The 25,114-nt window shown below is 43.0% G+C and carries 22 protein-coding genes, 7 tRNA genes and 1 riboswitch; of the genes, 23 read left to right on the top strand and 6 right to left on the bottom strand.

What is annotated here, in order from left to right:
- Window positions 1-93 precede the first annotated feature (93 nt).
- The 13 genes from KQI87_RS16160 (at window position 94) to udp (ending at window position 6,765) form a co-directional block, all read left to right on the top strand.
- Window positions 94-1,245: a THUMP domain-containing class I SAM-dependent RNA methyltransferase gene (locus KQI87_RS16160; RefSeq protein WP_216460989.1), complete on the top strand. Its 1,152-nt coding sequence runs from the start codon at window positions 94-96 to the stop codon at window positions 1,243-1,245.
- Window positions 1,246-1,318: 73 nt separating this feature from the next.
- Complete coding sequence (locus KQI87_RS16155; RefSeq protein ID WP_216460988.1) at window positions 1,319-1,903, top strand: XTP/dITP diphosphatase; 585 nt, start codon at window positions 1,319-1,321, stop codon at window positions 1,901-1,903.
- Window positions 1,900-2,379 carry a metallophosphoesterase family protein gene (locus KQI87_RS16150; RefSeq protein ID WP_216460987.1) on the top strand — a complete coding sequence of 160 codons (480 nt, stop codon included), beginning with the start codon at window positions 1,900-1,902 and terminating at the stop codon, window positions 2,377-2,379. The genes KQI87_RS16155 and KQI87_RS16150 overlap by 4 nt, the downstream gene beginning before the upstream one ends.
- A gap of 798 nt (window positions 2,380-3,177) precedes the next feature.
- A tRNA-Pro gene (locus KQI87_RS16145) sits at window positions 3,178-3,252 on the top strand.
- Between the two features lie 35 nt (window positions 3,253-3,287).
- Window positions 3,288-3,358 (top strand) — tRNA-Gly (locus KQI87_RS16140).
- A 21-nt stretch (window positions 3,359-3,379) separates the two neighbouring features.
- A tRNA-Arg gene (locus tag KQI87_RS16135) sits at window positions 3,380-3,453 on the top strand.
- Window positions 3,454-3,458: 5 nt separating this feature from the next.
- Window positions 3,459-3,532 (top strand) — tRNA-His (locus tag KQI87_RS16130).
- Window positions 3,533-3,541: 9 nt separating this feature from the next.
- Window positions 3,542-3,613 (top strand) — tRNA-Gln (locus KQI87_RS16125).
- A 9-nt stretch (window positions 3,614-3,622) separates the two neighbouring features.
- Window positions 3,623-3,695: transfer RNA gene (locus tag KQI87_RS16120), tRNA-Lys, on the top strand.
- 131 nt (window positions 3,696-3,826) lie between these two features.
- Window positions 3,827-3,907: transfer RNA gene (locus KQI87_RS16115), tRNA-Leu, on the top strand.
- 251 nt (window positions 3,908-4,158) lie between these two features.
- Window positions 4,159-4,923, top strand: coding sequence for a hypothetical protein (locus KQI87_RS16110; RefSeq protein WP_216460986.1), 765 nt, complete (start codon window positions 4,159-4,161; stop codon window positions 4,921-4,923).
- Window positions 4,924-5,136: 213 nt separating this feature from the next.
- A complete protein-coding gene (locus KQI87_RS16105; RefSeq protein WP_216460985.1) occupies window positions 5,137-5,742 on the top strand; it encodes an NAD(P)H-dependent oxidoreductase in 606 nt (201 codons plus the stop codon).
- Window positions 5,743-5,976: 234 nt separating this feature from the next.
- Entirely contained in the window at window positions 5,977-6,765 is a 789-nt protein-coding gene (udp, locus tag KQI87_RS16100; protein WP_216460984.1) for a uridine phosphorylase, read from the top strand.
- Here the strand turns inward: udp and KQI87_RS16095 are convergent.
- Window positions 6,725-7,165: a DMT family transporter gene (locus KQI87_RS16095; RefSeq protein ID WP_216460983.1), complete on the bottom strand. Its 441-nt coding sequence runs from the start codon at window positions 7,163-7,165 to the stop codon at window positions 6,725-6,727. The genes udp and KQI87_RS16095 overlap by 41 nt on opposite strands.
- A gap of 13 nt (window positions 7,166-7,178) precedes the next feature.
- Window positions 7,179-7,601 (bottom strand): DMT family transporter, encoded by a 423-nt coding sequence (locus KQI87_RS16090; RefSeq protein WP_216460982.1) that lies wholly within the window; start codon window positions 7,599-7,601, stop codon window positions 7,179-7,181.
- Window positions 7,602-8,002: 401 nt separating this feature from the next.
- Between KQI87_RS16090 and KQI87_RS16085 the strand changes: the two genes are divergently transcribed.
- From KQI87_RS16085 to KQI87_RS16065, 5 genes are all read left to right on the top strand, one after another.
- Window positions 8,003-9,421, top strand: a complete 1,419-nt coding sequence (locus KQI87_RS16085; RefSeq protein ID WP_216460981.1) for an ADP-ribosylglycohydrolase family protein — start codon at window positions 8,003-8,005, stop codon at window positions 9,419-9,421.
- On the top strand, window positions 9,421-10,551 hold the full coding sequence (locus tag KQI87_RS16080) for a BMP family lipoprotein (protein WP_216460980.1): 1,131 nt from the start codon (window positions 9,421-9,423) through the stop codon (window positions 10,549-10,551). The genes KQI87_RS16085 and KQI87_RS16080 overlap by 1 nt, the downstream gene beginning before the upstream one ends.
- 252 nt (window positions 10,552-10,803) lie before the next feature.
- Window positions 10,804-12,366: an ABC transporter ATP-binding protein gene (locus KQI87_RS16075; protein ID WP_442860628.1), complete on the top strand. Its 1,563-nt coding sequence runs from the start codon at window positions 10,804-10,806 to the stop codon at window positions 12,364-12,366.
- Window positions 12,359-13,420: an ABC transporter permease gene (locus KQI87_RS16070; protein ID WP_216460978.1), complete on the top strand. Its 1,062-nt coding sequence runs from the start codon at window positions 12,359-12,361 to the stop codon at window positions 13,418-13,420. The genes KQI87_RS16075 and KQI87_RS16070 overlap by 8 nt, the downstream gene beginning before the upstream one ends.
- Before the next feature lie 2 nt (window positions 13,421-13,422).
- Window positions 13,423-14,343 (top strand): ABC transporter permease, encoded by a 921-nt coding sequence (locus KQI87_RS16065; RefSeq protein ID WP_216460977.1) that lies wholly within the window; start codon window positions 13,423-13,425, stop codon window positions 14,341-14,343.
- Between the two features lie 197 nt (window positions 14,344-14,540).
- Here the strand turns inward: KQI87_RS16065 and KQI87_RS16060 are convergent, their stop codons facing one another.
- Entirely contained in the window at window positions 14,541-15,440 is a 900-nt protein-coding gene (locus KQI87_RS16060) for a PfkB family carbohydrate kinase (protein ID WP_216460976.1), read from the bottom strand.
- Window positions 15,441-15,647: 207 nt separating this feature from the next.
- On the opposite strand from KQI87_RS16060, the gene KQI87_RS16055 reads away from it, so the two are divergent.
- From KQI87_RS16055 to KQI87_RS16045, 3 genes are all read left to right on the top strand, one after another.
- Window positions 15,648-16,952, top strand: a complete 1,305-nt coding sequence (locus KQI87_RS16055; protein ID WP_216460975.1) for an amidohydrolase family protein — start codon at window positions 15,648-15,650, stop codon at window positions 16,950-16,952.
- A gap of 33 nt (window positions 16,953-16,985) precedes the next feature.
- Complete coding sequence (gene deoD, locus KQI87_RS16050) at window positions 16,986-17,690, top strand: purine-nucleoside phosphorylase (protein ID WP_216460974.1); 705 nt, start codon at window positions 16,986-16,988, stop codon at window positions 17,688-17,690.
- A 475-nt stretch (window positions 17,691-18,165) separates the two neighbouring features.
- Window positions 18,166-18,546: a metal-dependent transcriptional regulator gene (locus KQI87_RS16045; protein WP_216460973.1), complete on the top strand. Its 381-nt coding sequence runs from the start codon at window positions 18,166-18,168 to the stop codon at window positions 18,544-18,546.
- 94 nt (window positions 18,547-18,640) lie between these two features.
- Here the strand turns inward: KQI87_RS16045 and KQI87_RS16040 are convergent, their stop codons facing one another.
- The 3 genes from KQI87_RS16040 to KQI87_RS16030 form a co-directional block, all read right to left on the bottom strand.
- Entirely contained in the window at window positions 18,641-19,567 is a 927-nt protein-coding gene (locus tag KQI87_RS16040; RefSeq protein WP_216461034.1) for a DMT family transporter, read from the bottom strand.
- A 460-nt stretch (window positions 19,568-20,027) separates the two neighbouring features.
- The gene (locus KQI87_RS16035; protein WP_128866305.1) at window positions 20,028-21,404 is read right to left on the bottom strand and encodes an NCS2 family permease; all 1,377 of its coding nucleotides are present in this window, start codon (window positions 21,402-21,404) and stop codon (window positions 20,028-20,030) included.
- 176 nt (window positions 21,405-21,580) lie between these two features.
- Window positions 21,581-22,864: an amidohydrolase family protein gene (locus KQI87_RS16030; protein ID WP_330655929.1), complete on the bottom strand. Its 1,284-nt coding sequence runs from the start codon at window positions 22,862-22,864 to the stop codon at window positions 21,581-21,583.
- A gap of 74 nt (window positions 22,865-22,938) precedes the next feature.
- A riboswitch (purine riboswitch) is annotated at window positions 22,939-23,034 on the bottom strand.
- Window positions 23,035-23,236: 202 nt separating this feature from the next.
- Here KQI87_RS16030 and KQI87_RS16025 point away from each other — a divergent pair.
- Together KQI87_RS16025 and KQI87_RS16020 are read left to right on the top strand one after the other, a co-directional pair.
- Window positions 23,237-24,385 carry an AI-2E family transporter gene (locus tag KQI87_RS16025; protein WP_216460971.1) on the top strand — a complete coding sequence of 383 codons (1,149 nt, stop codon included), beginning with the start codon at window positions 23,237-23,239 and terminating at the stop codon, window positions 24,383-24,385.
- A 130-nt stretch (window positions 24,386-24,515) separates the two neighbouring features.
- Window positions 24,516-24,890 carry a BlaI/MecI/CopY family transcriptional regulator gene (locus tag KQI87_RS16020; RefSeq protein WP_253292573.1) on the top strand — a complete coding sequence of 125 codons (375 nt, stop codon included), beginning with the start codon at window positions 24,516-24,518 and terminating at the stop codon, window positions 24,888-24,890.
- Window positions 24,891-25,114 lie beyond the last annotated feature (224 nt).

The following is a 25,114-nucleotide window of genomic DNA, read 5'->3' as shown; positions in this document are numbered from 1 at the left end:
ATCCACCTGAAAGGAAAGTGTCTGGATATTGTCCATATGTTGGAACAGCAGTAGTTCTGGCATATCACTGTATATAATTAGAGAGGATAAAGAATGGAAAAATTTGAACTGATCGCACCCTGCCATTTTGGCATGGAAGCAGTACTGAAACGAGAGATCCTTGATCTGGGATATGAGATCACCAAGGTAGAGGACGGCAAAGTAACTTTTGAGGCAGATGCCCAGGGAATCGCAGATGCGAATGTATTCCTTCGTTCTACAGAACGAATCCTGCTGAAAGTAGCAGAAGTGAAGGCAGAAACCTTTGACGAACTCTTTGAGAAGACCAAAGCCCTTCCGTGGGAGAATTATATTCCGAAAGACGGCAAATTCTGGGTGGCTAAAGCCAATTCTGTGAAGAGTAAACTGTTCAGCCCGTCAGATATTCAGTCTATTATGAAAAAAGCCATTGTAGAGCGTCTGAAGGGCGTATACGGGGTATCCTGGTTTGAGGAAGACGGTGCAAGTTTCCCGATCCGTGTGGCATTTATGAAAGATGTGGCAACTATCGGTATTGATACATCAGGAGTTTCTCTGCACAAGAGAGGTTACCGTAAGATGACTGTAAAGGCACCGATCACAGAGACACTGGCTTCTGCACTGATCATGCTCACTCCATGGAACAAAGACAGAATCCTGGTGGATCCGTTCTGTGGCAGCGGTACTTTCCCGATCGAGGCGGCTATGATGGCAGCGGATATTGCACCTGGAATGAATCGTTCTTTCCTTGCAGAGGACTGGAAGCATCTGGTTCCACGTAAATGCTGGTATGATGCCAATGAAGAAGCACAGGACAGAGTAAACCTTAACATTGATACAGATATCCAGGGCTTTGACATTGATCCGGAGGCACTGAAAGCTGCCCGTGCAAATGCAAAGATGGCAGGAGTAGACAAGCTGATCCATTTCCAGCAGCGCCCGGTAAAAGATCTCCGCCATCCGAAACCATACGGATTTATTATTACAAATCCGCCATACGGGGAACGACTGGAAGAGAAAGAAAATCTGGCACAGCTTTACAGAGAAATCGGGGAAAGCTATGCAAGACTGGACAAATGGTCTATGTATCTGATCACATCTTATGATAAAGCAGAGAACGATATTGGAAGAAAAGCAGACAAGAACCGTAAAATTTATAACGGAATGTTGAAAACCTATTATTATCAGTTCCTTGGACCGCGTCCACCGAAGAAAAACCAGAAATAAACAGCAGATAAAATTCTGGCACAGGAAAATGTAACAACATAAAATTTGTAAAACAGAGGACATAATAGAAATTATGAAAAAAATAATTTTTGCCACTGGAAATCAGGATAAAATGAAAGAAATCCGCGAAATCCTTGCAGATATGGATGTAGAGGTTGTTTCCATGAAAGAAGCAGGGATTCATGCTGATATCGTAGAAGATGGTTCTACATTTGAGGAAAATGCCACGATCAAGGCAAAAACCATCTGTGAAATGACAGGAGAGATCACGTTGGCGGATGATTCCGGTCTTGAGATTGATTATCTGAATAAAGAACCTGGAATCTATTCTGCACGTTATATGGGTGAGGACACCTCCTACCGCATCAAAAATGCAAATCTGATCGAACGCCTGAATGGTGTGCCGGACGAGAAACGCACTGCAAGGTTCGTATGCGCTGTTGCAGCCGCTTTTCCGGACGGAAGTGTAAAAACAGTACGTGGAACAATGGAAGGCCGTATTGGCTACGAAGAGAAGGGTGAGAACGGCTTTGGTTATGATCCGATTTTCTATCTGCCGGAGTATGGATGCACATCAGCCGAACTTTCTATGGAAGAAAAGAATAAGATCAGTCACAGAGGCAAGGCATTACGTGCCATAAAGGAAGAACTGCAATGAAGGTACTGATTGTCAGCGATACTCATGGACGAGATGAGAATCTGGAAGAGGCAGTACTTAGGGAGGCTCCTTTTGATTATCTGATCCATTGTGGAGATGTGGAAGGCAGAGAAATTTTTATTGAATCCCTGGCAGAGTGCCCATGCATCATTGTTGCAGGGAACAATGACTTTTTTACAGATCTTTCACATGAAGAGGAAATTACACTGGAAGGACATAAGATGCTTGTCACACATGGACACTATTATTTTGTGTCCAGAAATCATGACAGACTTGTGGAGAAAGCCAGAGAAGATAACTGTCAGATCGCCATGTACGGCCATACGCATATGCCTGTGATCGAAGAAGAGGACGGAATTCTCGTGATCAATCCCGGAAGTCTTACCTATCCACGCCAGCGCGGCCGCATGCCGAGCTATGCGGTTATGGAGCTGGAACAGGGGAAAGCGCCTCAGGTAGAGATCAGGTATCTATAATAAAACTATTTGAGCATGGATTTTTGCGAGGTTACTGCATATAAGATTGCGGTAACCTTATTTTCTAAACAAAATTAAGGAAAAATATGAAATGATAAGTTGAAAAATAAATATGTATATGTAAATTGACCGGAATTGGGAAGTTTATTCAATATAGTCAACTATAATTGCTTTATACGTTGATCATATTTCTGTTTTCTGTATTTTAGGTCAAGAATACTTCTATTTCTAATTGACTGTTATTGTAATTTCTCTGTTTCAGATCAACAAATTTTCATGTTTAATTGATTGTAATTGTATTTTTCTAAGTTTAAGTCAAAAGTTTCCGCGTTATTATATGACTGTAATTACATTTTTCTAAGATTAGGTCAAGAATCCTCTAAATTTTAGTTGACCGTAATTGGGCTTTTTCTGTTCTAAATCAAAATATTTAAAATGAAAAATAAAAAAAGTAGTACAAATAAAACGATATTTTATTTTGACTCAGAAAAAATATGAGAAAAAAAGTAAAAAAAATTAAGATTTTTTTATTGTGTAAATAAAATATTTTTTTACAAAAAATTATAAAAACCACTCCGAAAACCCATTTTTTATAAAAAAATCTCAACTTTTTTCAAAAAAGTTAAAACCCCGAAAACCCTTGATTTTACTGGCTTTGCGGAATTTTTTTGACCTTGAAAAATCACTTTTTCAAAAAAAATCAAAAAAAATTGAAAAAAAGTGTTGACATTTAGGGTGGGTTACCATATAATATGTCTTGCGTCGGACAACGAAGCACAAATAAATAAAGAAAAACAGCGGGGTGTGGCTCAGTTTGGCTAGAGCGCCTGGTTTGGGACCAGGAGGCCGCAGGTTCGAATCCTGTCACCCCGACTGCTGTAACAACAACATTACCGTTTCAGCGAAATGCGGGTGTAGTTCAATGGTAGAACACTAGCCTTCCAAGCTAGATACGTGGGTTCGATTCCCATCACCCGCTTCTCTGTATGCACAGAGAGATGTGTCTGTAGCTCAGCTGGATAGAGCAACGGCCTTCTAAGCCGTGGGTCGGGGGTTCGAATCCCTTCAGGCACGCTGTGGTGGGTATAGCGCAGTTGGTTAGCGCGCCAGATTGTGGCTCTGGAGGCCCAGGGTTCGAATCCCTGTATCCACCCTTCGCCTTTGGGCTATCGCCAAGCGGTAAGGCACAGCACTTTGACTGCTGCATTCGCTGGTTCGAATCCAGCTAGCCCAGTCTTAATATGGAGCATTAGCTCAGTCGGTAGAGCACTTGACTTTTAATCAAGTTGTCCGGGGTTCGAATCCCCGATGCTTCATTAGCGGAAATCTTAATCATAGGTTTCCGCTATTTTATTTTTCGGAGGTACCGGTAAAGTTATTTTTGAAACCGGAAACTTACGGAATGCTTTTATGAAATAGTAAAAGCATAAAATATTTATAATGAGATGCGGATATGGCGGAATTGGCAGACGCGCTGGTTTTAGGTACCAGTGGGCTTCCCGTGCAGGTTCAAGTCCTGTTATCCGCATTCACAGAAGAAGTACCGGTTAAGACGGTACTTTTTCTGTTTTACAGAGGAAATATTTTGTTGTATATTTAATTTACAATAGCTATTTTGCAGTCTGCTATGAAGGGATTGAATAGTTATAATTTGTGAATGGATTTGATCGAACAGGGAAACGAAATATTTTATCTGCCTGATCAGCAGGTAAAGGATCCCCGGAACTGTCTGGTCGATGTTTAAAACATGAGAATATTAAGAATAAGGAGATCGAAAATATGGATATACAGAAATTTCAGCAGAAACTTACAGAAGTCTGTGAGCTTGGAGAAAAGAACGGCAAGGTACTGAAGCCGGAACAGATAAAAGAGTGTTTCGGAGAACTGGACCTGGACAAATCACAGCTGATTAAGATCCTGCAGTATCTGAAATTAAAAGGAATTTCCATTGAAGGTGCAGAAGCTATTGCAGCAGCACATCAGGAAGAAACGGAAGCTGCGTCTGAACAAGAGGAAACGAAAGTACCTCTTACCCCGGAAGAAGAGGCATATCTGAAAGAATATCTGGAAGGTCTTGATGAACAGGCACAGGGAGAAAGAGGTGCGGAAGAGCTCTTTGCATTGCTCTCTCAGGGCGATGCATTGGCGCAGGCGGAACTTTCACAGAAATATCTGCGCTCAGCGGCCGAAATGGCAGTCGAAATGAACTGTGAGGAGATTTTCATTGCTGATCTGATCCAGGAGGCAAATATAAGCCTTCTGATGGCTCTGGGAGAGGAAGAACCTGCACAGAAGGATGAGACATGGCTTCTCGGCCGTATCCGTGCAGGAATCCGTAACGCTATTGAAGAACAGACCCAGAGAAAATTTGAAGATGATTATCTGGTGGCAAAAGTAGAAAAGCTGGAATCAGCAGTCCGCGAACTTACAGAGGATGAAGATGACGAAAATTCAAAATTCAGTGTAGAGGAACTGGCAATCATTCTTGACATGGATGAAGAAGAAATCAGGGATGTTTTACGTCTTACCGGAGATGACAAATAATTCCTGTTTTGCTGTTTGCTTATAACAAAATAATTGCCTGATTTGAGTAAATCCGATAAGCTCTTTGTTTTATTACTTCGGTAGTGAACAAAGGGCTTATTTTGTTTTCGACATTTTGGGCTATTTTGATTGTAAAAAAATCTGAAAACCTATATAATTGTATGCAAAATAAACAATGTAAAAAATAAATATGAAAAAACAGGAGGAAATGTTTTGAAAAAAACAATTCTTGTGATCGATGCGTGTGTCCGCAGAGAAGAATCCAGAACAAAGAAACTTCTGGATGCAGCGCTGGACACTGTAAGAAAAGAACATCCGGACTGGAATCTGGAGATTTTGAACCTTATGGATCTGGATTTAATGTACTGGAAGACAGAGACATTGAGAGAACGTGATGAGCTTCTGGCAAAGAAAGAGTATGATGCACCGGTATTTAAGTACGGGAATCAGTTCCGTGAGGCAGATGGAATGATCATAGCTGCCCCGTTCTGGGATCTGAGCGTTCCGGCAGTTCTCAAGGTTTACATTGAGAATGTATCCGCAGAGGGCATTACCTTTGGATGCAATGAAGAGGGCCTGTATGGTCTCTGTAAGGCGAAATGGATGCTTTTCCTTACTACACGTGGAGGAATCTGGGCAGACAGCGATATGGAGCAGGGAAGCACCTATATGGAGGCTCTGTGCAAGTTCTTTGGAATTGATGAATATGCCTGCGTATATGCAGATGGGATTGATATCCAGGAACTGGATGGAGAAGAGATTCTGCGTGAAGCTATTGACGAGACAAAAACAGTATGCAGCCGTCTGTGCGCTGAGTAACTAATAGCAATATTAAAAGTGCGAAATTAAGACGGAATTAATGCCATTGAAAAAACTCAGGCATGATAAATGCAGATATTTTCTGTGTGATATTATAGGGAATTGGTCAACAAATATTTGTGATTGAAGTATCAAACTTACTTAATTCAGTTTAAAGAGCATATGAAAAATATATGTGCCGAAGTTAAAACAAAATTTCAAAATAAAACATAAAAAGGAAAGAGAGGACAAGTTATGGTTTATTCAGACAACGGAAGAGCATTTCACATTGATGTAGCACCGGGAGAGGTAGGCAAATATGTACTTATGCCAGGAGATCCGAAGAGATGTGCGGCAATCGCCAAATATTTCGATGATCCGGTACAGATCGCAGATAAGAGAGAATTTGTAACCTACACAGGCTATCTGGACGGAGAGAAAGTCAGCGTAACCTCTACAGGGATCGGTGGTCCGTCCACATCTATCGCACTGGAAGAACTGGTACAGTGCGGCGCAGATACCTTTATCAGAGTAGGAACCTGCGGCGGCATGGACCTTGAGGTAAAAGGCGGCGACATTATCGTGGCAACCGGTTCTATCCGTATGGAGGGAACAAGTAAAGAATACGCACCGATCGAATTTCCGGCAGTGGCAAACCTGGACGTGGTCAATGCTCTGGTAGAATCTGCAAAAGAAATGGGATGCAATTATCATACAGGTGTTGTACAGAGTAAAGATTCTTTCTATGGACAGCATTCACCACAGACAAAACCTGTAAGTTATGAACTTGAAAATAAATGGGAAGCATGGATGAGACTTGGATGCCTTGCATCTGAAATGGAATCAGCTGCTCTTTTCACAGTAGGCAGCTATCTGAGAGTTCGCTGCGGTGCAGCTTTTCTTGCTGTAGGTAATCAGGAGAGAGCGAAGAGAGGAATGGACAACCCGCAGTGCCACGACACAGACATGGCTGTGCGCGTGGGTGTGGGAGCACTGAGACTGCTTATTGCTCAGGACCGTGCGAAATCCGATTGTCCCAGATAATACCTGCGGCAACAAGAACGATGCCAAGGATTTTCTTAAGGCTGATATTCTGGAACATCAGAGCATCGAAGAGAATACCTGCGGTTAACTGACCAACCAGCAGGAGAATGGTGGATTCCATAACCTTGAGGTGTGAGAGGGTGATCATGGAAATGATAAATGCCACGATCCCGAATGCACCTCCAAGGTAAGCCCACCACGGTGCCTGTCCGAAAGAATACAGATCCACGGAGAATCTGGTGGATACCAGCAGAAGAATAAAAGATAACACTGTAGCAACGATGTAGTTTACAAGGGAACCATTATTTGTTCCGAGATATTTGGTACAGCGGTAATTGATCATCTTTGAGATTACAGTTGCGCATCCGTTTACGAATGCCAGAGTAAGTACAAATGCCATATCGAAGCTCCTTTCATGAAAGATTGATGATGATCAGTCCGATCAGGATCAGTGCGAAGCAGGGAAGACGCTTCAGGTTGAACGGGATCTTAGGAACTCCGAACCAGCCGAAGTGGTCGATCACTGCGGAGATCACAAGCTGTCCTGTAACAGAGAGACAGGTCATGACGGATACTCCGAGGGCTCCGATACAGTAACTGGAAGTGACAACCAGAAAGATGCCGAAGAATCCTGCAGAATACAGGTACCATGGCATTCCGGAAATTTTTAATTTTTCATGGCAGTACAGCTTCATGTACAGGATCAGAAGAATACCGCCGACAGCGTGAACTACAAGACTCATGCCGAACATGCCCACATAATCTGTGAGCATGCGGTTCAGACTGCCCATGGCAGACTGGCAGGCACCTGCAAGCAGAGTAAAAAATGCGTACATAAAAAGATTTCCTCCTCCTAAATAGTAAAATGTTACGGGATGACTGTCGTTTATCTGTAACTGACAGAAATCCCCGGGTGATATTTTCATAAAGAAAAATGAAAATATCATATGCAGTTAACATTGTATCACGCTATTATACAGGAAAAAAATGCGGCTTGCCAGTCCTTTGAGAAAATTATCAGACAATTATTTTCGAAAATCGGGAAGATATCTAAATATGAGAGTGAAACTGGCTGAAATGAAAGAAAGTATTTTCAGAATCACCAAAATATATATTTTTTGTCAGAAAAAAGGGTGGAAATTCTTTTGAAAGTAAGTTACAATAGATATATTAAACTAAAATATTGACGAAAACATCAATATTCTGGTCAATAACACCAAAAAAAGGAGACAAACCTATGAAAGCATGGGAGATGGCACAGGAGATTTTTCATAATGCACAGCCCGTGATCCGCAGCGAAGAAGAGCAGACATGGACGGATAACGTAGATGTGTCTGGTTTCTATGATGACAACCTGTCTCTTGACTGGGGCAGCAATGTACCGGGATCCGGAGCACCGGAGAAGATCATGGTGGCAGCGGTCCAGGCGTTGGAGAACAGAGGTTATCTGGTCAGTGAGAAAGGCTATCAGCTTTTACACGAAGGACTTGCGGCACATGAAGCAGGAGACTTTGTGAAACTTCATCAGGTTTCCGCACAGCTTCGAAGAGAACTGGCACATGCAGTGAAAGATGAGACATCGCCTTACTGGAATTACAGGTATTATCACTCCTTTGAGGAGTATGAAGAGCAGGTCATTTTTCCGGAGGCAGTTTCTGTAGACTGTACAACAGAGGAGTTTGCGGACAAGATCCACGCAGGGTGGCTTGCGCAGCTGGTGGGCGGTGCCATGGGAACTATGGTCGAGGGCTATACCAGCGAGAATTTAGTTAAGGCTTTTGGAGATGTAAAGGGATTTTTGAGAGAGCCCAATACATATAATGATGATATAACTTTTGAACTTGCATTTCTGGATGCATTTTCAAAGAAAGGATATGAGGTAACCTCGGAGGATATTGCACTTGCCTGGGTGGGACTGATCCCTTGTGGATGGTCTGCTGAGGAACTGGCGATCCGCAATATCAAGAATGGGATTTTCCCGCCGGAGAGCGGTACACATTGTAATCCGTTCAATGAATGGATCGGGGCTCAGATGAGAGCCGGTGTATGCGGCATGGCGGCACCAGGGAAACCTTATATCGCAGCAATGCTTGCATGGAGGGACGGAGAGGTTTCCCATGCGAACAACGGAATTCTTGGAGAAGTTTTCAACGCAGTGATGACTTCACTGGCATTTGTGGATACGGATATCCGGAATGTGGTGAGAACTTCCATAGATCTGATTCCGAAAGACAGTGAATATTATTCGGTGATCTCTTATGCGTATGACTGCTGTATACGTTATGAGCACTGGCAGGATGCATTAAAGGCATGTATGGACAAGTTCCATAAGTACAACTGGATCCATGCGTACCCGAATGCCTGCTGCGAGATCATCGCATTAATATATGGAAACGGCGATTTCCGTGAGACACTTCATATCATTACCATGTGTGGTGTTGATGTGGACTGCAATGCGGGAATGATCATGCCGCTTCTGGCAATTCAACAGGGAACCAAAGCGATTCCCGCTGAACTGATCCATCCGGCTTTTTCCAGGCTGGACACCTACATGAGGGGAGAATACAGAACCATTTCTCTGGAGGAGTTAGTTCAGAAAACAGTAAAGAGTATCAAAATGGCTGAACAGGCAAAAGGAAAAGGAGGAACGAAATAATGAAGAAAAAATTAGTAGCAGCAACTCTTACCGCATCAATGATCCTGTCCATGGGAGTAGCAGCAGTACCAGTTATGGCCAAAGACGATGGAGAACCATACAAAGTAGCACTTCTGCTTAACGGAACTCTCGGAGACAAATCATTCTTTGACTCTGCAAACTCAGGAATGGAAGCACTGCAGGAAGAACTTGGAGAAGACAAGTTCACATACAAAGTAGAACAGATGGGTGCTACATCTGCAGACGAAGCAAAATGGGAGCCGACAATGTACGACTATTGTGATGACGGTTCTTACGATATGATCATCTGCGGTACTTATCAGATGATGGATGCTCTTACAAATGCAGCAAATGATTATCCGGATCAGAAATTCATCTTCTTTGATGAAGCTTTTGATTTTAGCGCAGGCGGAGAGGACAATGTATACAATGTAATGTACAAACAGAACGAAGTATCTTATCTTCTCGGAGCTATGGCTGCTATGATGACAACAGATGATTCTCTTGAAATGGTTGATCCGTCCAATAAGATCATCGGATTCCTTGGTGGTATGGACAACTCCGTTATCGAGGACTTCCTTGTTGGATACATCCAGGGTGCGAAAGATATCGACGAAGAAACACAGGTTGCGCTTGCTTATGTAGGTAACTTCTATGATTCCGCAGCTGGTAAAGATATGGCTCTTACTCAGTACCAGAATGGCGCAGACGTAGGATTTAACGTAGCAGGTAGTGCAGGTCTTGGACAGATCGAGGCAGCTGTTGATGCAGGCAGATATGCATTCGGTGTTGACTCTGACCAGGCAGCAGTTCTTCCGGATTATGCAGCAAACATTCCGACATCCGCTCTTAAGAACGTAGGTAACTCTCTGGTTCGTGCGATCAAAGAAGACATGGATGGAGAACTTCCATATGGTACTCTTGAATACCTTGGACTTGCAGACGGCGGTGTTGAACTTGTAGAAGACGAACATTACGAAGAAGTAGTTCCGGAAGATATCCGTACAAAAGTTGAAGAACTGAAACAGGATATCATCGATGGAAAGATCACAGTTCCAACAACTCTCGGCGACGATGCAATGAGCCCAGATGATGTTCAGGCGCTGATCGACTCTGCAAAATTAAGCTAATTGAACTGAATATTGAAAAACGACCAAGCCTTAGGCTGGTGATGTGTCTGTATTCTGATATATCAAGATGATAAGCAAAGGTGCGCGTCATGCTGTTTCGCATGATGCGCATTCTTGTTTAGATAAGTATACGTTTTAACACGATACTATATCAGAGATGAGCAATGATATCAGGTTCCAAAAGCTTAGCTGCATAGTGATGAGTGTTTTTGAGTTTTTTGAACCTGATATATGCGACAAATAAGAAACGAGGTGAACGGATTGGATAATCAGACTGTATTACAGATGAACCACATCATGAAAATTTACGGCAATGGTGTGGTAGCCAATGAAGATGTATCCCTTGAGCTTCGTAAGGGCGAGATTCACGCGATGCTCGGTGAGAATGGTGCCGGTAAGAGTACACTGATGAAAGTTCTTTTCGGACTGGAAGCACCGGATCAGGGTGAGATCATTCTCAAGGGACAGCCTACAACTATCAAATCTCCGCAGGATGCTATCAGTAAGGGAATCGGTATGGTACATCAGCACTTCATGCTGGTACCGTCACTGACAGTTGCTGAGAATATCATTCTGGGAGTTGCGCCGAAGAAAGGTCTGTTCATTGATATGGACAAGGCGATCAAGGCAGCAGAGGACATTGCAAAAGAGTACAACTTCGACATTGATGTCCGTCAGAAAGTAGAGGAGATCCCGGTTGGTATCAAACAGAAGGTAGAGATCCTGAAAGCCCTTTACAGAGGTGCTGAGATCCTGATCCTGGATGAGCCGACAGCAGTACTGACTCCACAGGAAACAGACGAGCTTTTCATCCAGCTGATGAAGCTGAGAGAGAAAGGCCATACGATTATCTTTATTTCCCATAAGCTGGATGAGATCAAGAAGATCTGCGACCGTGCAACTATCATGAGAAATGGACGTAGTATGGGAACATACGAGGTAAAGGATATCTCCACACAGGAAATGTCCCGTCTGATGGTGGGAAGAGAAGTTTCCCTGAAATTTGACAAGAAAGAGCAGCATCTTACAGATGACGTATTTATGAGAGTACGGAACCTGACTGTACATAATGCACAGGGTGTCCTGAAAGTTGACGATCTTTCCTTTGACCTGAAAGGCGGTGAGATCCTTGGAATCGCCGGAGTTGAGGGTAACGGACAGAGTGAGCTGATCGACACACTGACAGGTTTGAACAAGAAGTACAAAGGTGAGATCAAGATCAAAGGACAGGATATTACAAATGCTTCTATTGAGGATATCCGAGAGATGAAGCTGGCACATATCCCTGAGGACCGTATGACTTCCGGATGTGCAGGAACCCTGAGTATCATGGAAAATATGTTCTCCAATCAGTATAAAGATAAGAGATTCTCCGGAAAATTCCTGCTGAAACGCAAGGCAATGGAACAGAGAAGTGATGAGCTGATTAAGGAATATATGGTTAAGTGTAAATCCAGAAAGCAGAACGTGGGAATGCTTTCCGGTGGTAATATCCAGAAAGTTATCGTTGCCAGAGAATTCTCAACAGGTCCGGATATTATTATTGCGAACCAGCCGACACGTGGTATCGACGTTGGTGCTGCGGCATTTATCAGAAAGAGACTGCTGGAGTTCCGTGATGCGGGATGTGCGGTTATCCTGATCTCTGCGGACCTTACAGAGATTTTCTCCCTGAGTGACAGACTGGCTGTTATGTACAAAGGCAAATTTGCCGGATTCTTTACAGACGTGGAGAATGTAACAGAGGATGAGCTTGGACAGCATATGCTGGGTATTAAGCATGATGATGTACTGGAGGGAGTATTATATGAATAGTGCAAAGAAATTTGATATGGTGAGGACCGTCTTTTCCGTCCTGATCGCACTTGCCATCTCTTTTGTGATTATCTTCATGGTAAGTGATCAGCCGCTGGAAGCAATCAAATATTTGCTGATCGGTCCTTTTACAAACAAGAGAAGTATGGGAAACGTAGTGGAATCCATGATTCCGCTGATCTTTACAGGTACTGGTGTCTGCATCATGTTCTCTGCAAACCAGATCAACCTGGCTGGTGAGGGTGCATTCCACATTGGTGGTCTGATCGCATCCTGCGTGGCAATTAAATTAACTGCCACTTTTGTATCACCATTTATGGCACTTCTTTGTGCTGGTCTGGTAGGTGCGCTGTTTACAGCAATCCCTGCTATCATGAAAATTACAACAACAGCGTCTGAGATGGTTTCATCCCTGATGATCAACTATCTGGCGTTATATTTTGGAAACTATATGTTAAATAACGTGATCGGTGATCCGAAAGCCAGTGCTGCTTCCTATAAGCTGGCAGACGCTGCAGAGCTTCCGGTACTGATCCCTGGAACCCGTGTACATTTAGGATTTATCATTGCGATCGCAGTAGCTGTTCTCGGATACTTCTTCCTTTACAGAACAAAGACCGGATATGAACTCCGCCTTGCAGGTGAGAATGAAGAATTTGCAAAATATTCCGGAATCAGTATTGTGAAAGTTATCATGATCTCCCAGCTTCTGGGTGGTTTTGTTGCAGGTCTCGGCGGTGGTGTGGAAATGCTCAGCCCGATCTATAACAGATTTACCTGGACCTCCCTTCTTGGATATGGATGGGATGCGATCATCATCTGTACACTTTCCAAAAAGAACCCGTTGTATACACCTTTTGCAGCTTTGTTCCTTGCTTATCTGCGTACAGGAGCTTCTATCATGGCACGTAGAACTGACGTTACACTGGAGATCGTACAGATCACACAGGGTATCATCATTCTGCTTGTAGTTGCTGAACAGTTCCTGAGCAAGTATAAACATAAGATCATTGCCAAAGAAGCAAAAGCAGCACTGAAAGATGAGGAGGCATAGGTATGTGGAGCGCGATTTTATCCCCTGACTTTTTTGCGACAATTTTAAGATCGGCAACTCCGATCCTGTTTGCAACTCTGGCAGCTGCCATTGCTGCAAAAGCCGGAATCTGTAATATGGCCCTCGAGGGAATCATGCTGTTTTCTGCTTTGTTCGGAGTTATTTTTTCATCAATGACACACAGCGCATGGCTGGGACTTCTGATCACAATGGTGATCGGCGGACTGATCGGTATGATCCTTGCGTTCTTTATCCTGAACCTGAAGACAGACGAGATCCTGGCAGCAATCGCTATCAACCTGACGGCTACCGGCGGTACGGTATTACTTCTGGTTGCAGTTTCCGGAGACCGAGGAGTTTCTTCCTCTATCCGAAGCGTGTCTGCACCGTCTGTAACAATTCCGCTTATTGACAAGATTCCGTTTATCGGACAGGTTCTTTCCGGACAGAATATCCTGACATGGTTTTCTATCCTGGCAGTGATCCTGCTTCATCTGTTCCTGTACAAGACTCCTCTGGGACTTGCGATCCGTGCAGTCGGCGAGAACAAGAATGCAGCAGAATCTGTAGGTATCAGTTCCCGTAAGATTCAGTATATCGCACTGATCATCAGTGGTGTGCTGGCAGCTATGGGTGGCTTCTATCTTTCCGGTGGATATATGAACATGTTCACAAAGGATATGGCAGGTGGCCGTGGTTTCATCGCTCTGGCAGCAGCAAGTATGGGTGGAAACACCCCAATCGGAGGATTCCTGGTATCCCTGCTCTTTGGTATCGCACAGGCGGTTGCAAACGTTATGCAGCTTACCTCTGTTATGCCGTATGAGATCATCCTGATGGTACCTTATCTGACTACTCTGATCGGACTTGGTATTTACTATTATGGCCAGAAGAAGAAAAAAGAGTGTCTGAGTGGTAAATAAAAAATAATGCTTTAATTAAAAAAATCCCTGCTTATATTGCAGACAGCAATAGAGCAGGGATGCTTGTATACGAGATAATAAGAATTGAGTGAATCTTATTTCAAACTCCTGAAATTAATTGTACGGATATGAATTTGAGGATTGAAAATTGAGATTGAGTTAAGCTGATATTTGTAACTTGTCTTTTGTTGGTTTATTTACAAATCTAGTTTTGCAAACTCTTCATCTGGCAAAATTGCAGACGGAGTTGCTACAACAGCAGAGGAAACACGGTTTGCTTTTGCGATTGCATCATGTAAACTGTCACCTTTTTTCAGACAGGCAATGACAGAACCGATATGAGAGTCACCAGCACCGATGGTATCTGCCTGAGTGGTCGGTACCGGAGGAACGATTTCTTCGGTGGCTCCGTCGAAATAGTAGCAGCCTTTTTCTCCGAGAGTAATGATCACAGTGTTGTGTGTTTTACCATAGAGATAGGCACCTGCCTCTGAAATGGTGGATTTTCCGCTGGCATCCAGTGCTTCTGTTTCATTGAGATGCAGGATCGGTGAGAGGTTATAAATGCGGTTTACAAGAGTCTGGTCAATGACTGTAAGTCTTGGTCCGGGGGCGAAGAAAACAGTGAGCTGCGGGTTCTTTTCCAGGAACTCTACGACATTGACTCCTGTCACTTCCTCGATCTCCAGACCGCAGATATAGACAGAGTCAATTTCTTCCAGATCAATGCGTTTAAACCAGTCTTTCTGAAACAGGTATTCCGCACCATGATAACAGATGAAAGTGCGCTCACCGCTTTTTTCTACGAAGCAGTAGCAGCATCCGTTATCCATATTCGGGGACGGAATAGGACTGACGATACCTTTTTTCTTTAATTCTTCTCTTACGAAATATCCGTAAACTCCTGTACCTACAGGGGAGAACAGAATGTAAGGAACCTGGAAATGACGGACAGAATCAGAAACATTGTAAGCGCATCCGCCCAGAGACATGTGCTGGCTGCGGACATGAACATCCTCTCCGGTTCTTGGAAGAGAATCAACAAGATTTACGATAACATCTACAACAGTAGAACCAATGATCAGTGCTTTTTTCATGATGGAAACTCCTTCTGATGATGTGAGATTGTGTAATTATGAAAAAATAATTTCTGTTGAAATGCCATAATTTTGCCTGAAAATAAGATGTTTTTGATTCTGATATCTTATTATGTAAATCTGGCAGACAGAAATTGATAATGAACTATTACGAGAAACATGCTATCACAGATAGATTTTACTGGCAATATAGAAAGGGTGAAATTAATGCAGAAAACAATTTTACTGCAGGGTGCAGGAATTCTGGATGAAGAAGCAAAATGCACTCTGAAACAGAATGTATATATTAAAGATGGAAAAATCCTCAAGATTGTAGCAGAGAGTGAAGATGACCATTCCGTAGCTGCAGATGAGAACATTGACTGCAGCAAATACTTTGTAAGTCCGAGTCTGGCGAATCTGCATACACATACAGCTATGAATATCTTTAAGGGAATTGCAGAGGATGTAACTGCAGATGCCTGGTTCAATGAGATGATCTGGCCGTATGAGAGCAAGATGACAGATGATGATGTTTATATCGGAACACTTATGGGAATCTCCGAGATGATCAACAATGGTGTAACAGTTTTTGCAGACCATTATTTCGGAGAGGAACAGGTACTGAAAGCAGTGAAAGAGACAGGAATCCGTGGAGATCTGGCACCGACACTGTTTGGTATGACTCCTGATTTCCATGACCGTCTGGCTCAGGTGAAAGAATTTATCCAGGAGCACAGAAATGATTCTGACAAGATTTCTTTCCACATGGGACCGCATGCTAACTATACCTGCCCGTCACCGACACTGAAAGAGATCGTTGATGTGGCAAAAGAACTGGATCTGCCGATCCATCTGCATGTATCAGAAGAGGATGTACAGGTAGAGAAAGCCAGAAAAGAGACAGGTATGACACCATTTGGAATCCTGCATGAGGCAGGCGGATTTGACTGTAAGGTTTTGATCGGACATGGTTTATGGATCGAGGAGGATGACCTGAAATATCTGAGAGATGATACCTGGTTTGCATTCTGCCCGAAGACTTATATGAAACTGGCATCCGGTAAGGGCGGTTTCTTTGATCATTATAAGAAACTGAATTACGGATTCGGAACAGACGGTGCAGCAAGCTCCAATACACTGAATCCGATGGAACAGGCAAGACTGTTTGGTCTGCTTGGCAAGTATCAGGACAGAAATTCCGCAGAGTATACGGCTGAGGAAATCTGGAAACATCTGATGGCAAGTCACCAGGCATTCCCGTTTGGAAGTGGAAGAATGAAAGAGGGTGCACCGGCAGATCTGGTAATCTGGGATCTGTACCAGCCGGATACTTTCCCATTTTACAGTCCGATCTCATCTATCCTTTACAGCAGCAATAGCCAGAATGTAAAATATACTATGGTAGCAGGTGAGTTCCTGAAATATGATGGTAAGCTGAAGATGGATACGGAGGCGCTGATGAAAGAGGCAATCCGCTTGCAGAAAGAGCTGCTGGCGAGAGGTAAAGGAAAAGCAGAGGTTACTTATTAAATTTATATAAAAACAAAAAGGAGGAAAATTACTATGTGTATTCCAACACCACACAATACCGCGAAGAAAGGTGACATTGCAAAGAAAGTTCTGATGCCGGGAGATCCACTGCGTGCGAAATATATCGCAGAGACATATCTGGAGAATCCGGTATGCTTTAACACAGTGAGAAATATGTTCGGTTATACAGGAACATATAAAGGAGAGCAGGTATCCGTTATGGGTGGCGGTATGGGTATGCCGTCTATGGGTATCTACAGCTATGAGCTTTATAACTTTTATGATGTAGAGAAGATTATCCGTATCGGTTCTGCAGGTGCTTTACAGGATGATGTGAATGTAATGGATGTTGTTATTGCCATGAGTGCATGCACAGATTCTAATTACGGAAGCCAGTATCAGTTACCTGGAACATTTGCTCCGACAGCAAGTTACAGTCTGGTTGAGAGAGCTGTAGAAGTTGCGAAAGAGCAGGGAACTCCGGTTCATGTAGGTACTGTTGTGTCTTCTGATGTGTTCTACAGTGATAATCCGGAGAGTTCCAAGGCATGGAGAAAGATGGGAGTTCTTTGCGCGGAGATGGAGTGTGCGGCATTATTTATGAATGCGGCAAGAGCTGGTAAGGAGGCGCTGGGTATTCTTACTATTTCTGATCATATGTTCAGAGAGGAAGCGATTTCTGCGGAGGCAAGACAGACTTCGTTTAATAAGATGATGGAGATTGCTTTAGGAATTTAAGGGATAAGCTCCCTGACTGGTATGTGGGAATACTGGTCTGGGGGCTTTTTTACTTTCAATAGGGACGCGTCGAAAAATATTTCATTTCATGTGCGGTTTCGGACACTAAGATATTCTAAGCCGTCAAAAATCTGCTAAAAGCATGAGTCATCAAGGACAAACTCGCTTCGCTCAGACAGTGTCCTTGCTGGCTCATAACGCATATTTTTGGTGGCTAAGAATATCTAAGTATCCTGCAAATGCACATGAAATGAAATATTTTTCGACGCTGTTTTTTCATATGGAACCGGAGAGAGGTGGGACTCGCAAGCCCAAATTCCATTGCCGCAGGCAATCCGGAATGAAGTTTGGCTACGTTACTGAGAACGGAGCGAACAGTAATGCAGTAACAGTTAATGACGACTGTTCTCAAGAAGAGCGATTGAAAAATTTTCCATATTGTGTTAATATCAAAACAATATGGGAGGTATTTTGAATGCAGATCAGAAAATCAGCGGAGGATTATTTAGAGGCAATCCTGGTATTGTCCAAACAGGGGGGCGGAGTTCGTTCTATTGATATTGCAACGATGCTTGGGGTATCGAAACCGAGTGTAAGTCATGCGATGAAGCTGCTTCGTGAAGATGGTTACATTGCGATGGACCGTTATGGTACGGTGACACTTCTTGAAAAGGGAAATGAGATTGCGGTTCATATTTATGAGCGACATACAGTACTGAGTACAATGCTCGAACACCTTGGTGTAAGTCCTGAGGTTGCGAGAGAGGATGCCTGCAAGTTAGAGCATGACCTGAGCGATGAGAGCTTTTCTAAGATAAAAGAGCACTTCCACAAAATAATGGGGGAAGTGGAATAGAGTAAGAATAGAAAAAGTAAAGGAGCGGTTGTTTCACAGCATTTTGTGAAACAGCCGCTCTTTAGTAGTAAAACGATAGCACCAGGCAGAGATATTATGCTGTCTGCTTCTGCGGAAGCTGCGCAAGGATAATCGCAGCAAACATGATCACGCATCCAAAGATTTCTTTAGCACTTAGCTGCTGTCCAAGGAGCATCCATCCTGCGAGGACGGAGATGCAGGATTCCAGGCTGAGGATCAGGGATGCGACAGTCGGATTCATGTTTTTCTGACCGATGATCTGCAGGGTGTATGCTACACCGCAGGACATAACTCCGGCATAGAGGATTGGCTGCCATGCTGCCAGAATAGATGAAAACTCCGGATGCTCAAACAGAAGAGCAGGAATTCCGGACAGGATTCCGCAGGTCAGGAACTGGATGCAGGAAAGTTTTACTCCATCTACATTCGGAGAAAAGTGGTCAATGACCAGAATATGTATGGAGAATAAGAACGCACATACCAGTACAAGCAGGTCGCCTTTTCCGATGGAGAATCCGTCTGTAATGCACAGAAGATAAAGTCCGATCAGTGCCATTACAACCGCCGCCCAGATGAATTTGCTGCATTTTTTGCCAAGAAACAGTCCAATGATCGGTACGATCACGATATAACAGGCAGTGATAAATCCGGCTTTTCCGACAGTAGTATATTTAATGCCGAATTGCTGGAAGTTACTTGCCAGACAAAGGCAGATCCCACAGGAAATGCCGCCGATGATGAGATCTTTTCGTTTCCGGATATTGGATATGGTGCTGGCGGATGAGTGGGAGCTGCCAGTTGTTTCTGCTGTTGTAGAGCCACCGGAATTTTTCTGTCCGAGAATAAGAATGAGAGGAATCAGTACCGCAGATCCAATCAGGGAACGGACTGCATTAAATGTAAATCCTCCAACATAATCCATGCCTACGCTTTGAGCCACAAAAGCGATGCCCCAGATAACTGCCGCGAGAAGCAGGAGCAGTGAATTTTTTAAAGGTATCTTTTGTTTTTGCATTTGTAAAAAATCCTTCCTTATAAATAGTAATGTGTAAATGAAATGTATAAAATGTGGATAATACAAAATATTTATTCATACAGTGTGGATAGAAACCGTATAAATTGCAACTATCAAACTGGTTTGTAAAATGAATAAACGCTTTCATAATTATACAACACAGATTAAGAAAGTAAAAGAAGATTGTTAAAGTAATAGATCTGAGAATAAAAAAGAAGCCTCTGCAGGAGGCTTCCTTTTTGCAAATGTGTAGTTGTAAGTGTTTAACCAAATCAAGTAAGTCCCCTGCTTCAATTGCGAAAAGCAATAAGCAGTTGGTGGGGACTTGCTTGTATCAGGAGGAATGCAAACTCCTTCTGATAAACTGCGAAGCAGTTATTTGGTTATGAGCAAGTAGCGAAGCGGATTGCGAATATCCGCTTGACTCTTAATTCTGATATTCGGGTCAGATAAAGATATATTTCAGAATGAACAGTACAGCAAGCACATACATCAGTACGCTGATCTTCTTTTCTTTTGCTTTACCTGTAACAACATTGATGATCACATAGGAGATAACACCCATGGAGATACCTTCGGAAATGCTGTACAGGAACGGCATTGCGATGATCGCGATAAATGCCGGGATTGCTTCGGTCATGTCGTTGAAGTCAATCTTGGTTACTGATGTGAGCATCAGGAATCCAACGATGATCAGAGCCGGTGCTGTGGCAAAGGATGGGATTGCCAGGAAAATCGGGGATAACAGCAGTGATAATCCGAAAAGGATGGCTGCTACCAGGGAAGTAAGTCCTGTACGTCCGCCTTCAGCAACACCGGAAGCACTCTCTACGAAAGTAGTAACTGTAGAAGTACCGCACATAGCACCTACTGTAGTTCCTACTGCGTCAGAAAGAAGAGCACCTTTGATATTTGGAAGTTTGCCTTCTTTATCAAGCATGTCAGCTTTGGAAGCAACACCGATCAATGTTCCAAGTGTATCGAACATATCTACAAACAGGAATGCGAACATGATGACTACGAAATCCAGTGTGAAGACAATGGAGAAATCCATCTTCATAAATGTCGGAGCCATGCTTGGAATAGAGATTCCGTTTGAGAAATCCGGCAGGAGACTGTACCAGCCAGCCGCTGCATCCGGTTTATAAAGTCCGATAAACTGGCAGATGATCCCAAGTCCCCATGTGATCAGGATACCCCAGAGGATATTTCCTTTTACATTCTTTACAAGAAGAATGGCAGTGATCAGAAGTCCGATCAATGCAAGCAGAACAGTGATTCCCTCAGTATTAAATGTTCCGCCGGATACGGAAGATTTAAAGGAAAATACGCTTACCAGAGTAGAGTCATTGTTAACTACAATCTTTGCGTTCTGCAGTCCGATAAAAGCAATGAAAAGACCGATACCGACGGATACTGCATGTTTCAGGTTCATTGGAATAGCGTTAAAAATCGCTTCACGCACATTAGTGAGTGATAAAAGTATAAAAATAATACCTTCTACAAATACGGCTGCCAGTGCCTGCTGCCAGTTGTATCCCATGCCGAGAACAACTGTGTATGCAAAGTAGGCATTTAAGCCCATGCCCGGTGCAAGAACGAACGGGTAGTTAGAAAGTAACGCCATCAGGCAGGTGGCAATAAAGGATGACAGTGCAGTTGCTGTAAAAACCGCTCCTCTGTCCATGCCGGACGCTTCCAGAATGTTCGGATTAACAGCCAGAATGTAGGCCATTGTCATGAATGTGGTAATACCTGCCATGACTTCCGTCTTTACGTCAGTGTGGTTCTCTTTGAGATGAAACAATTTGTCAAGGTTCATAATCCTTCCCCCTTTTGATTTTAAAATTGTCGTTACTGTACATAGTGTGAGCAGTAACAAATTGCCGGTTAATCTGCGGCGATCCAGACGACCATCCCAAAAAAACAGGGTGAAACTCCTAGAATTGATCGTCCTGATAAATCAGAAATCGCCGCCGGAATCTGTATTTCCTGCAGTTACAGAATCTTCTTTCCAGCTACATACTTAGCGGTAATATTGCGGTCATCGGAAAGATAGATCAATCTTTCCAGTCTGTTTTTCGGAGAAAGCTTCAAAGGTGTTGGAATAGTGCTGTCATTAAGCACAACCGCATCAAATTCATAACCCTCCTTAAAGCTTCCGACCTTTCCAAAGAAGGAACCGCCTCCTTCTGTTCCCATATAAAAGGCTTCTTCAACGGTAAGCGGCTTCATGGAAGAATCAACCAGCCGCCAGTACAGCTTGGAAACCTGAATGGCATCAGCCATGGCACGCAGAATAGAAACTGAAGTTCCACCTGCAATATCAGAGCCCAGTCCGATATGTAAGCCTTCATCCAGATAACGTCTCGCAGGAGAGATACCGGAAGAAAGATTGGTGTTAGACTGAGGACAATGAGCAATGTAAACGCCCTGTTTTTTCATAAGGGCAATTTCTTCATCGGAAGAATGAACACAGTGAGCCATGATCGTCGGGCAGTCACCGCCGAAAAGATCAAACTGGCTATATGCTTCTCCATAGAAATGTGTATTCGGACAAAGCTCCTTTACCCATGCGATTTCACCGAAATTCTCTGATAGGTGGGACTGCATCGGCAGATGATATTTCTTCTGAATCTCGGAAAGCTTCTCCATCAATTCATCAGAACAGGATGGCGTAAATCTCGGAGTAAGGATTGGCTTTACATTTTCAAACTTGTCCAGCGTATCTTCAATCCACTGAACCGTAGCATCAGCAGAAGCCTGAGCACTTTCCTCCTGCAATTCCTCAGAACCATTGCGGTCCATATTTACCTTGCCGACCATAGTCTTCATTCCGGTTTTATCCAACATCTCCATCAGAAGCTCCGTAGCCGGAACATGAAGTGTTCCAAACATACATGCTCTTGTATTCGGGCTCTTCTTCATATCTTCAACAAAAATAGAATAAGCCTCTTTTGCAAAATCGATATCTGCATAACGCGCTTCCTGCGGGAACGTATAAGTATTCAGCCAGTCCAGCAGCTCCAGATCCATACCTGAAGAACGGAACGTATACTGCGGAGCATGGAGATGAAGATCCGTCAGACCCGGAATAATAAGCTCATCACCGAAATCTGTACATTCAATTCCTGCATACTTCTCAGGAAACTCGCCAAACACCCCGACACATCGCCCATCTTCACATACCAGATAACCTCTCTCAGTAACAGAAAGCTCTGTCTGAGAACTGCTGTAGCAGATCGTTCCTTTAAGTGCAAATGTCTGTTTTTTGTTGTTCATAATCATTACCTTCTTTCTTCGTAGTTAAGGAAAGGCAAAAAAAAGCTACCGATATTGCCTTTACCTCATGCTTTCTCCTTGGGGAGAGAACTTATAGACAACTATTACGGTAGTTGGTAGAAACATCCAACCGATTATGGACATATATAAGTTTTCTAATATTGTTTACAAAATGATTATAAAATATTTATAGTTGACTGTCAATTCTTTTCTATGATTTAATTTATTATTCTTTTTTGTTAGCTTGCGCTTACTTAAAAATCTAACTTCCACCATTTAATTTCCTTTGGATAAAATATTTTTCTAAGCGTCCCTTTTATAGATAAAATATGATACAATACCCATTAAATAAAAGAGAAGGGAAAAGAAAAAATGGAATTAAACAAAGAAAACATGAAAAAAATCCGCTGGCTCATCGCATTTGCTGTCCTGTTATATCTGGGTGTACAGAACCTCAATATCGTTATCAGCACAGCAAAAGTTTTTTTAGGTTTCCTGTTCCCATTTATCATCGGATTCGGAATTGCCTTCATCCTGAATGTCCCGATGAAATTCATTGAACATCATTTATTCGGAAAAGTCCTGAAACAAAAGAAAAAAGCAGCCCAGAAACTGTCACGTCCGGTCAGTCTTGTGCTGGCCATCTGCTTTGTACTTTGCGTATTTGTGATCGTTATGCTGGTAGTAGTGCCGGAATTGGGAGCAACCTTCGTAAGTGTCGGCAAAAAGATTGAAGAAAACATCCCCGTTTTTCAGAAATGGATAGACAATGCTTTCGGAAACAATCCGGAAATTGTTAAATGGACGCAGTCCCTTGATATTGATCCGGGTAAAATGATCGATTCTGTACTCAGTGTGCTCAAGAGTGGCGTAAATAACATTGTTTCTTCTACAGTGTCCATCACCATGGGACTCCTTAGCACCGCTATGAACGTATCCATCGGCTTTGTTTTTGCCTGCTATATTCTTCTCCAGAAAGAAAAACTTCAGCAGCAGATCAGGAAAGCCATGTACGCGATCTTTCCGGAGAAACCGGTCAGATACATAGAACATGTATGGCACCTGGCAAACAGAATTTTTTCCAGTTTTATTACAGGACAGTGTATCGAGGCCGTCATTCTTGGAAGTATGTTCTTCGTGTCTATGACGATCCTGCGCTTTCCATATGCAATGCTGGTAGGCGTTCTGATCTCATTTACAGCATTGATCCCGGTATTTGGCGGAATCATTGGCTGCTGGATTTCATTTTTCCTGATCCTGATGGTAAGCCCGCTAAAAGCTGTTCTGTTCCTTGCGCTGTTCCTTGTTCTTCAGCAGATAGAAGGAAACCTCATCTATCCGCATGTAGTAGGCGGTTCCGTTGGACTTCCATCTATCTGGGTGCTGGTAGCTGTAACTCTCGGTGGCAGTCTGATGGGAATCGTGGGAATGCTTATTTTTATTCCGATGGTATCTGTAATCTATACCCTCTTCAGAGAGTGGGTATACGACCGGCTGGAAAAGAAACAGCTCGTTTTGTGACGAAATTATCAACTGAATGAGATGAATTTGTAAGAACTCTGTAAATGAGTGTAAGGTCTCTGTAATTGTAATTAATCTGATATTTCTGTATTATAGTGATATCTGGTTAAAAATGGAAGGAGATCTTAAGATGGACATCTTAAAAGGTAAACGTTATGATATTATGAATGTGCTTTGGGAAGAAGGAAGACCATTGTCTGCTTTTGAGATCAATGACATTGCACCGGAACTGAAAATGCCGACAGTAAGAAGATGCCTGGAGCTTCTTTTAAAAGAGAACCTGATCAAAGTTGCAGGAACATCTATGAACGGCAAAGTTTATGCAAGAAATTATACCCCTCTTCTTTCAAGAGAAGACTATTTAAAAGGAAACGCAAAAAGCAGAAAAATCAGTCCAGTGGAGATGATGACCGCACTTCTGGAATCCGATAATATCACATTGGAAGATCTGGAACAGCTCCAGAAACTTATCGATAAGAAACGCAGTGAACTGGAAAGCAGATAAGTGGTTACTGAGAACGGTAAAGATAAGCATAATATATCATACAGAAGGTTACACAGATAATAATGAAAACAATAAGAAGGCTGCCGTATTTACGGCAGCTTTTTTTAAGTTTGCGCGCCATGGGCGCGCTCTAACGGGTGCAAGTCCCGAACACGCCCGGATAGTGGGAAGTGTATAGCCGAACAGCAAGGGTGTCTATCGTGAGGTAGAATCTGAAGGAAGCT

The sequence above is a fragment of the Blautia sp. MSJ-9 genome (assembly GCF_018919065.1).
Classification (GTDB): domain Bacteria; phylum Bacillota; class Clostridia; order Lachnospirales; family Lachnospiraceae; genus Blautia_A.
Note: the sequence above shows the minus strand (reverse complement) of the source record. Positions and strands in the feature narration are given on the sequence as shown.

Coding starts and splice junctions, on each gene's coding strand:
- KQI87_RS16160 (WP_216460989.1), top strand. CDS start 94: ATGGAAAAATTTGAACTGATCGCACCCTGCCATTTTGGCATGGAAGCA.
- KQI87_RS16155 (WP_216460988.1), top strand. CDS start 1,319: ATGAAAAAAATAATTTTTGCCACTGGAAATCAGGATAAAATGAAAGAA.
- KQI87_RS16150 (WP_216460987.1), top strand. CDS start 1,900: ATGAAGGTACTGATTGTCAGCGATACTCATGGACGAGATGAGAATCTG.
- KQI87_RS16110 (WP_216460986.1), top strand. CDS start 4,159: ATGGATATACAGAAATTTCAGCAGAAACTTACAGAAGTCTGTGAGCTT.
- udp (WP_216460984.1), top strand. CDS start 5,977: ATGGTTTATTCAGACAACGGAAGAGCATTTCACATTGATGTAGCACCG.
- KQI87_RS16095 (WP_216460983.1), bottom strand. CDS start 7,165: ATGGCATTTGTACTTACTCTGGCATTCGTAAACGGATGCGCAACTGTA.
- KQI87_RS16090 (WP_216460982.1), bottom strand. CDS start 7,601: ATGTACGCATTTTTTACTCTGCTTGCAGGTGCCTGCCAGTCTGCCATG.
- KQI87_RS16085 (WP_216460981.1), top strand. CDS start 8,003: ATGAAAGCATGGGAGATGGCACAGGAGATTTTTCATAATGCACAGCCC.
- KQI87_RS16080 (WP_216460980.1), top strand. CDS start 9,421: ATGAAGAAAAAATTAGTAGCAGCAACTCTTACCGCATCAATGATCCTG.
- KQI87_RS16070 (WP_216460978.1), top strand. CDS start 12,359: ATGAATAGTGCAAAGAAATTTGATATGGTGAGGACCGTCTTTTCCGTC.
- KQI87_RS16065 (WP_216460977.1), top strand. CDS start 13,423: ATGTGGAGCGCGATTTTATCCCCTGACTTTTTTGCGACAATTTTAAGA.
- KQI87_RS16060 (WP_216460976.1), bottom strand. CDS start 15,440: ATGAAAAAAGCACTGATCATTGGTTCTACTGTTGTAGATGTTATCGTA.
- KQI87_RS16055 (WP_216460975.1), top strand. CDS start 15,648: ATGCAGAAAACAATTTTACTGCAGGGTGCAGGAATTCTGGATGAAGAA.
- deoD (WP_216460974.1), top strand. CDS start 16,986: ATGTGTATTCCAACACCACACAATACCGCGAAGAAAGGTGACATTGCA.
- KQI87_RS16045 (WP_216460973.1), top strand. CDS start 18,166: ATGCAGATCAGAAAATCAGCGGAGGATTATTTAGAGGCAATCCTGGTA.
- KQI87_RS16035 (WP_128866305.1), bottom strand. CDS start 21,404: ATGAACCTTGACAAATTGTTTCATCTCAAAGAGAACCACACTGACGTA.
- KQI87_RS16030 (WP_330655929.1), bottom strand. CDS start 22,864: ATGAACAACAAAAAACAGACATTTGCACTTAAAGGAACGATCTGCTAC.
- KQI87_RS16025 (WP_216460971.1), top strand. CDS start 23,237: ATGGAATTAAACAAAGAAAACATGAAAAAAATCCGCTGGCTCATCGCA.
- KQI87_RS16020 (WP_253292573.1), top strand. CDS start 24,516: ATGGACATCTTAAAAGGTAAACGTTATGATATTATGAATGTGCTTTGG.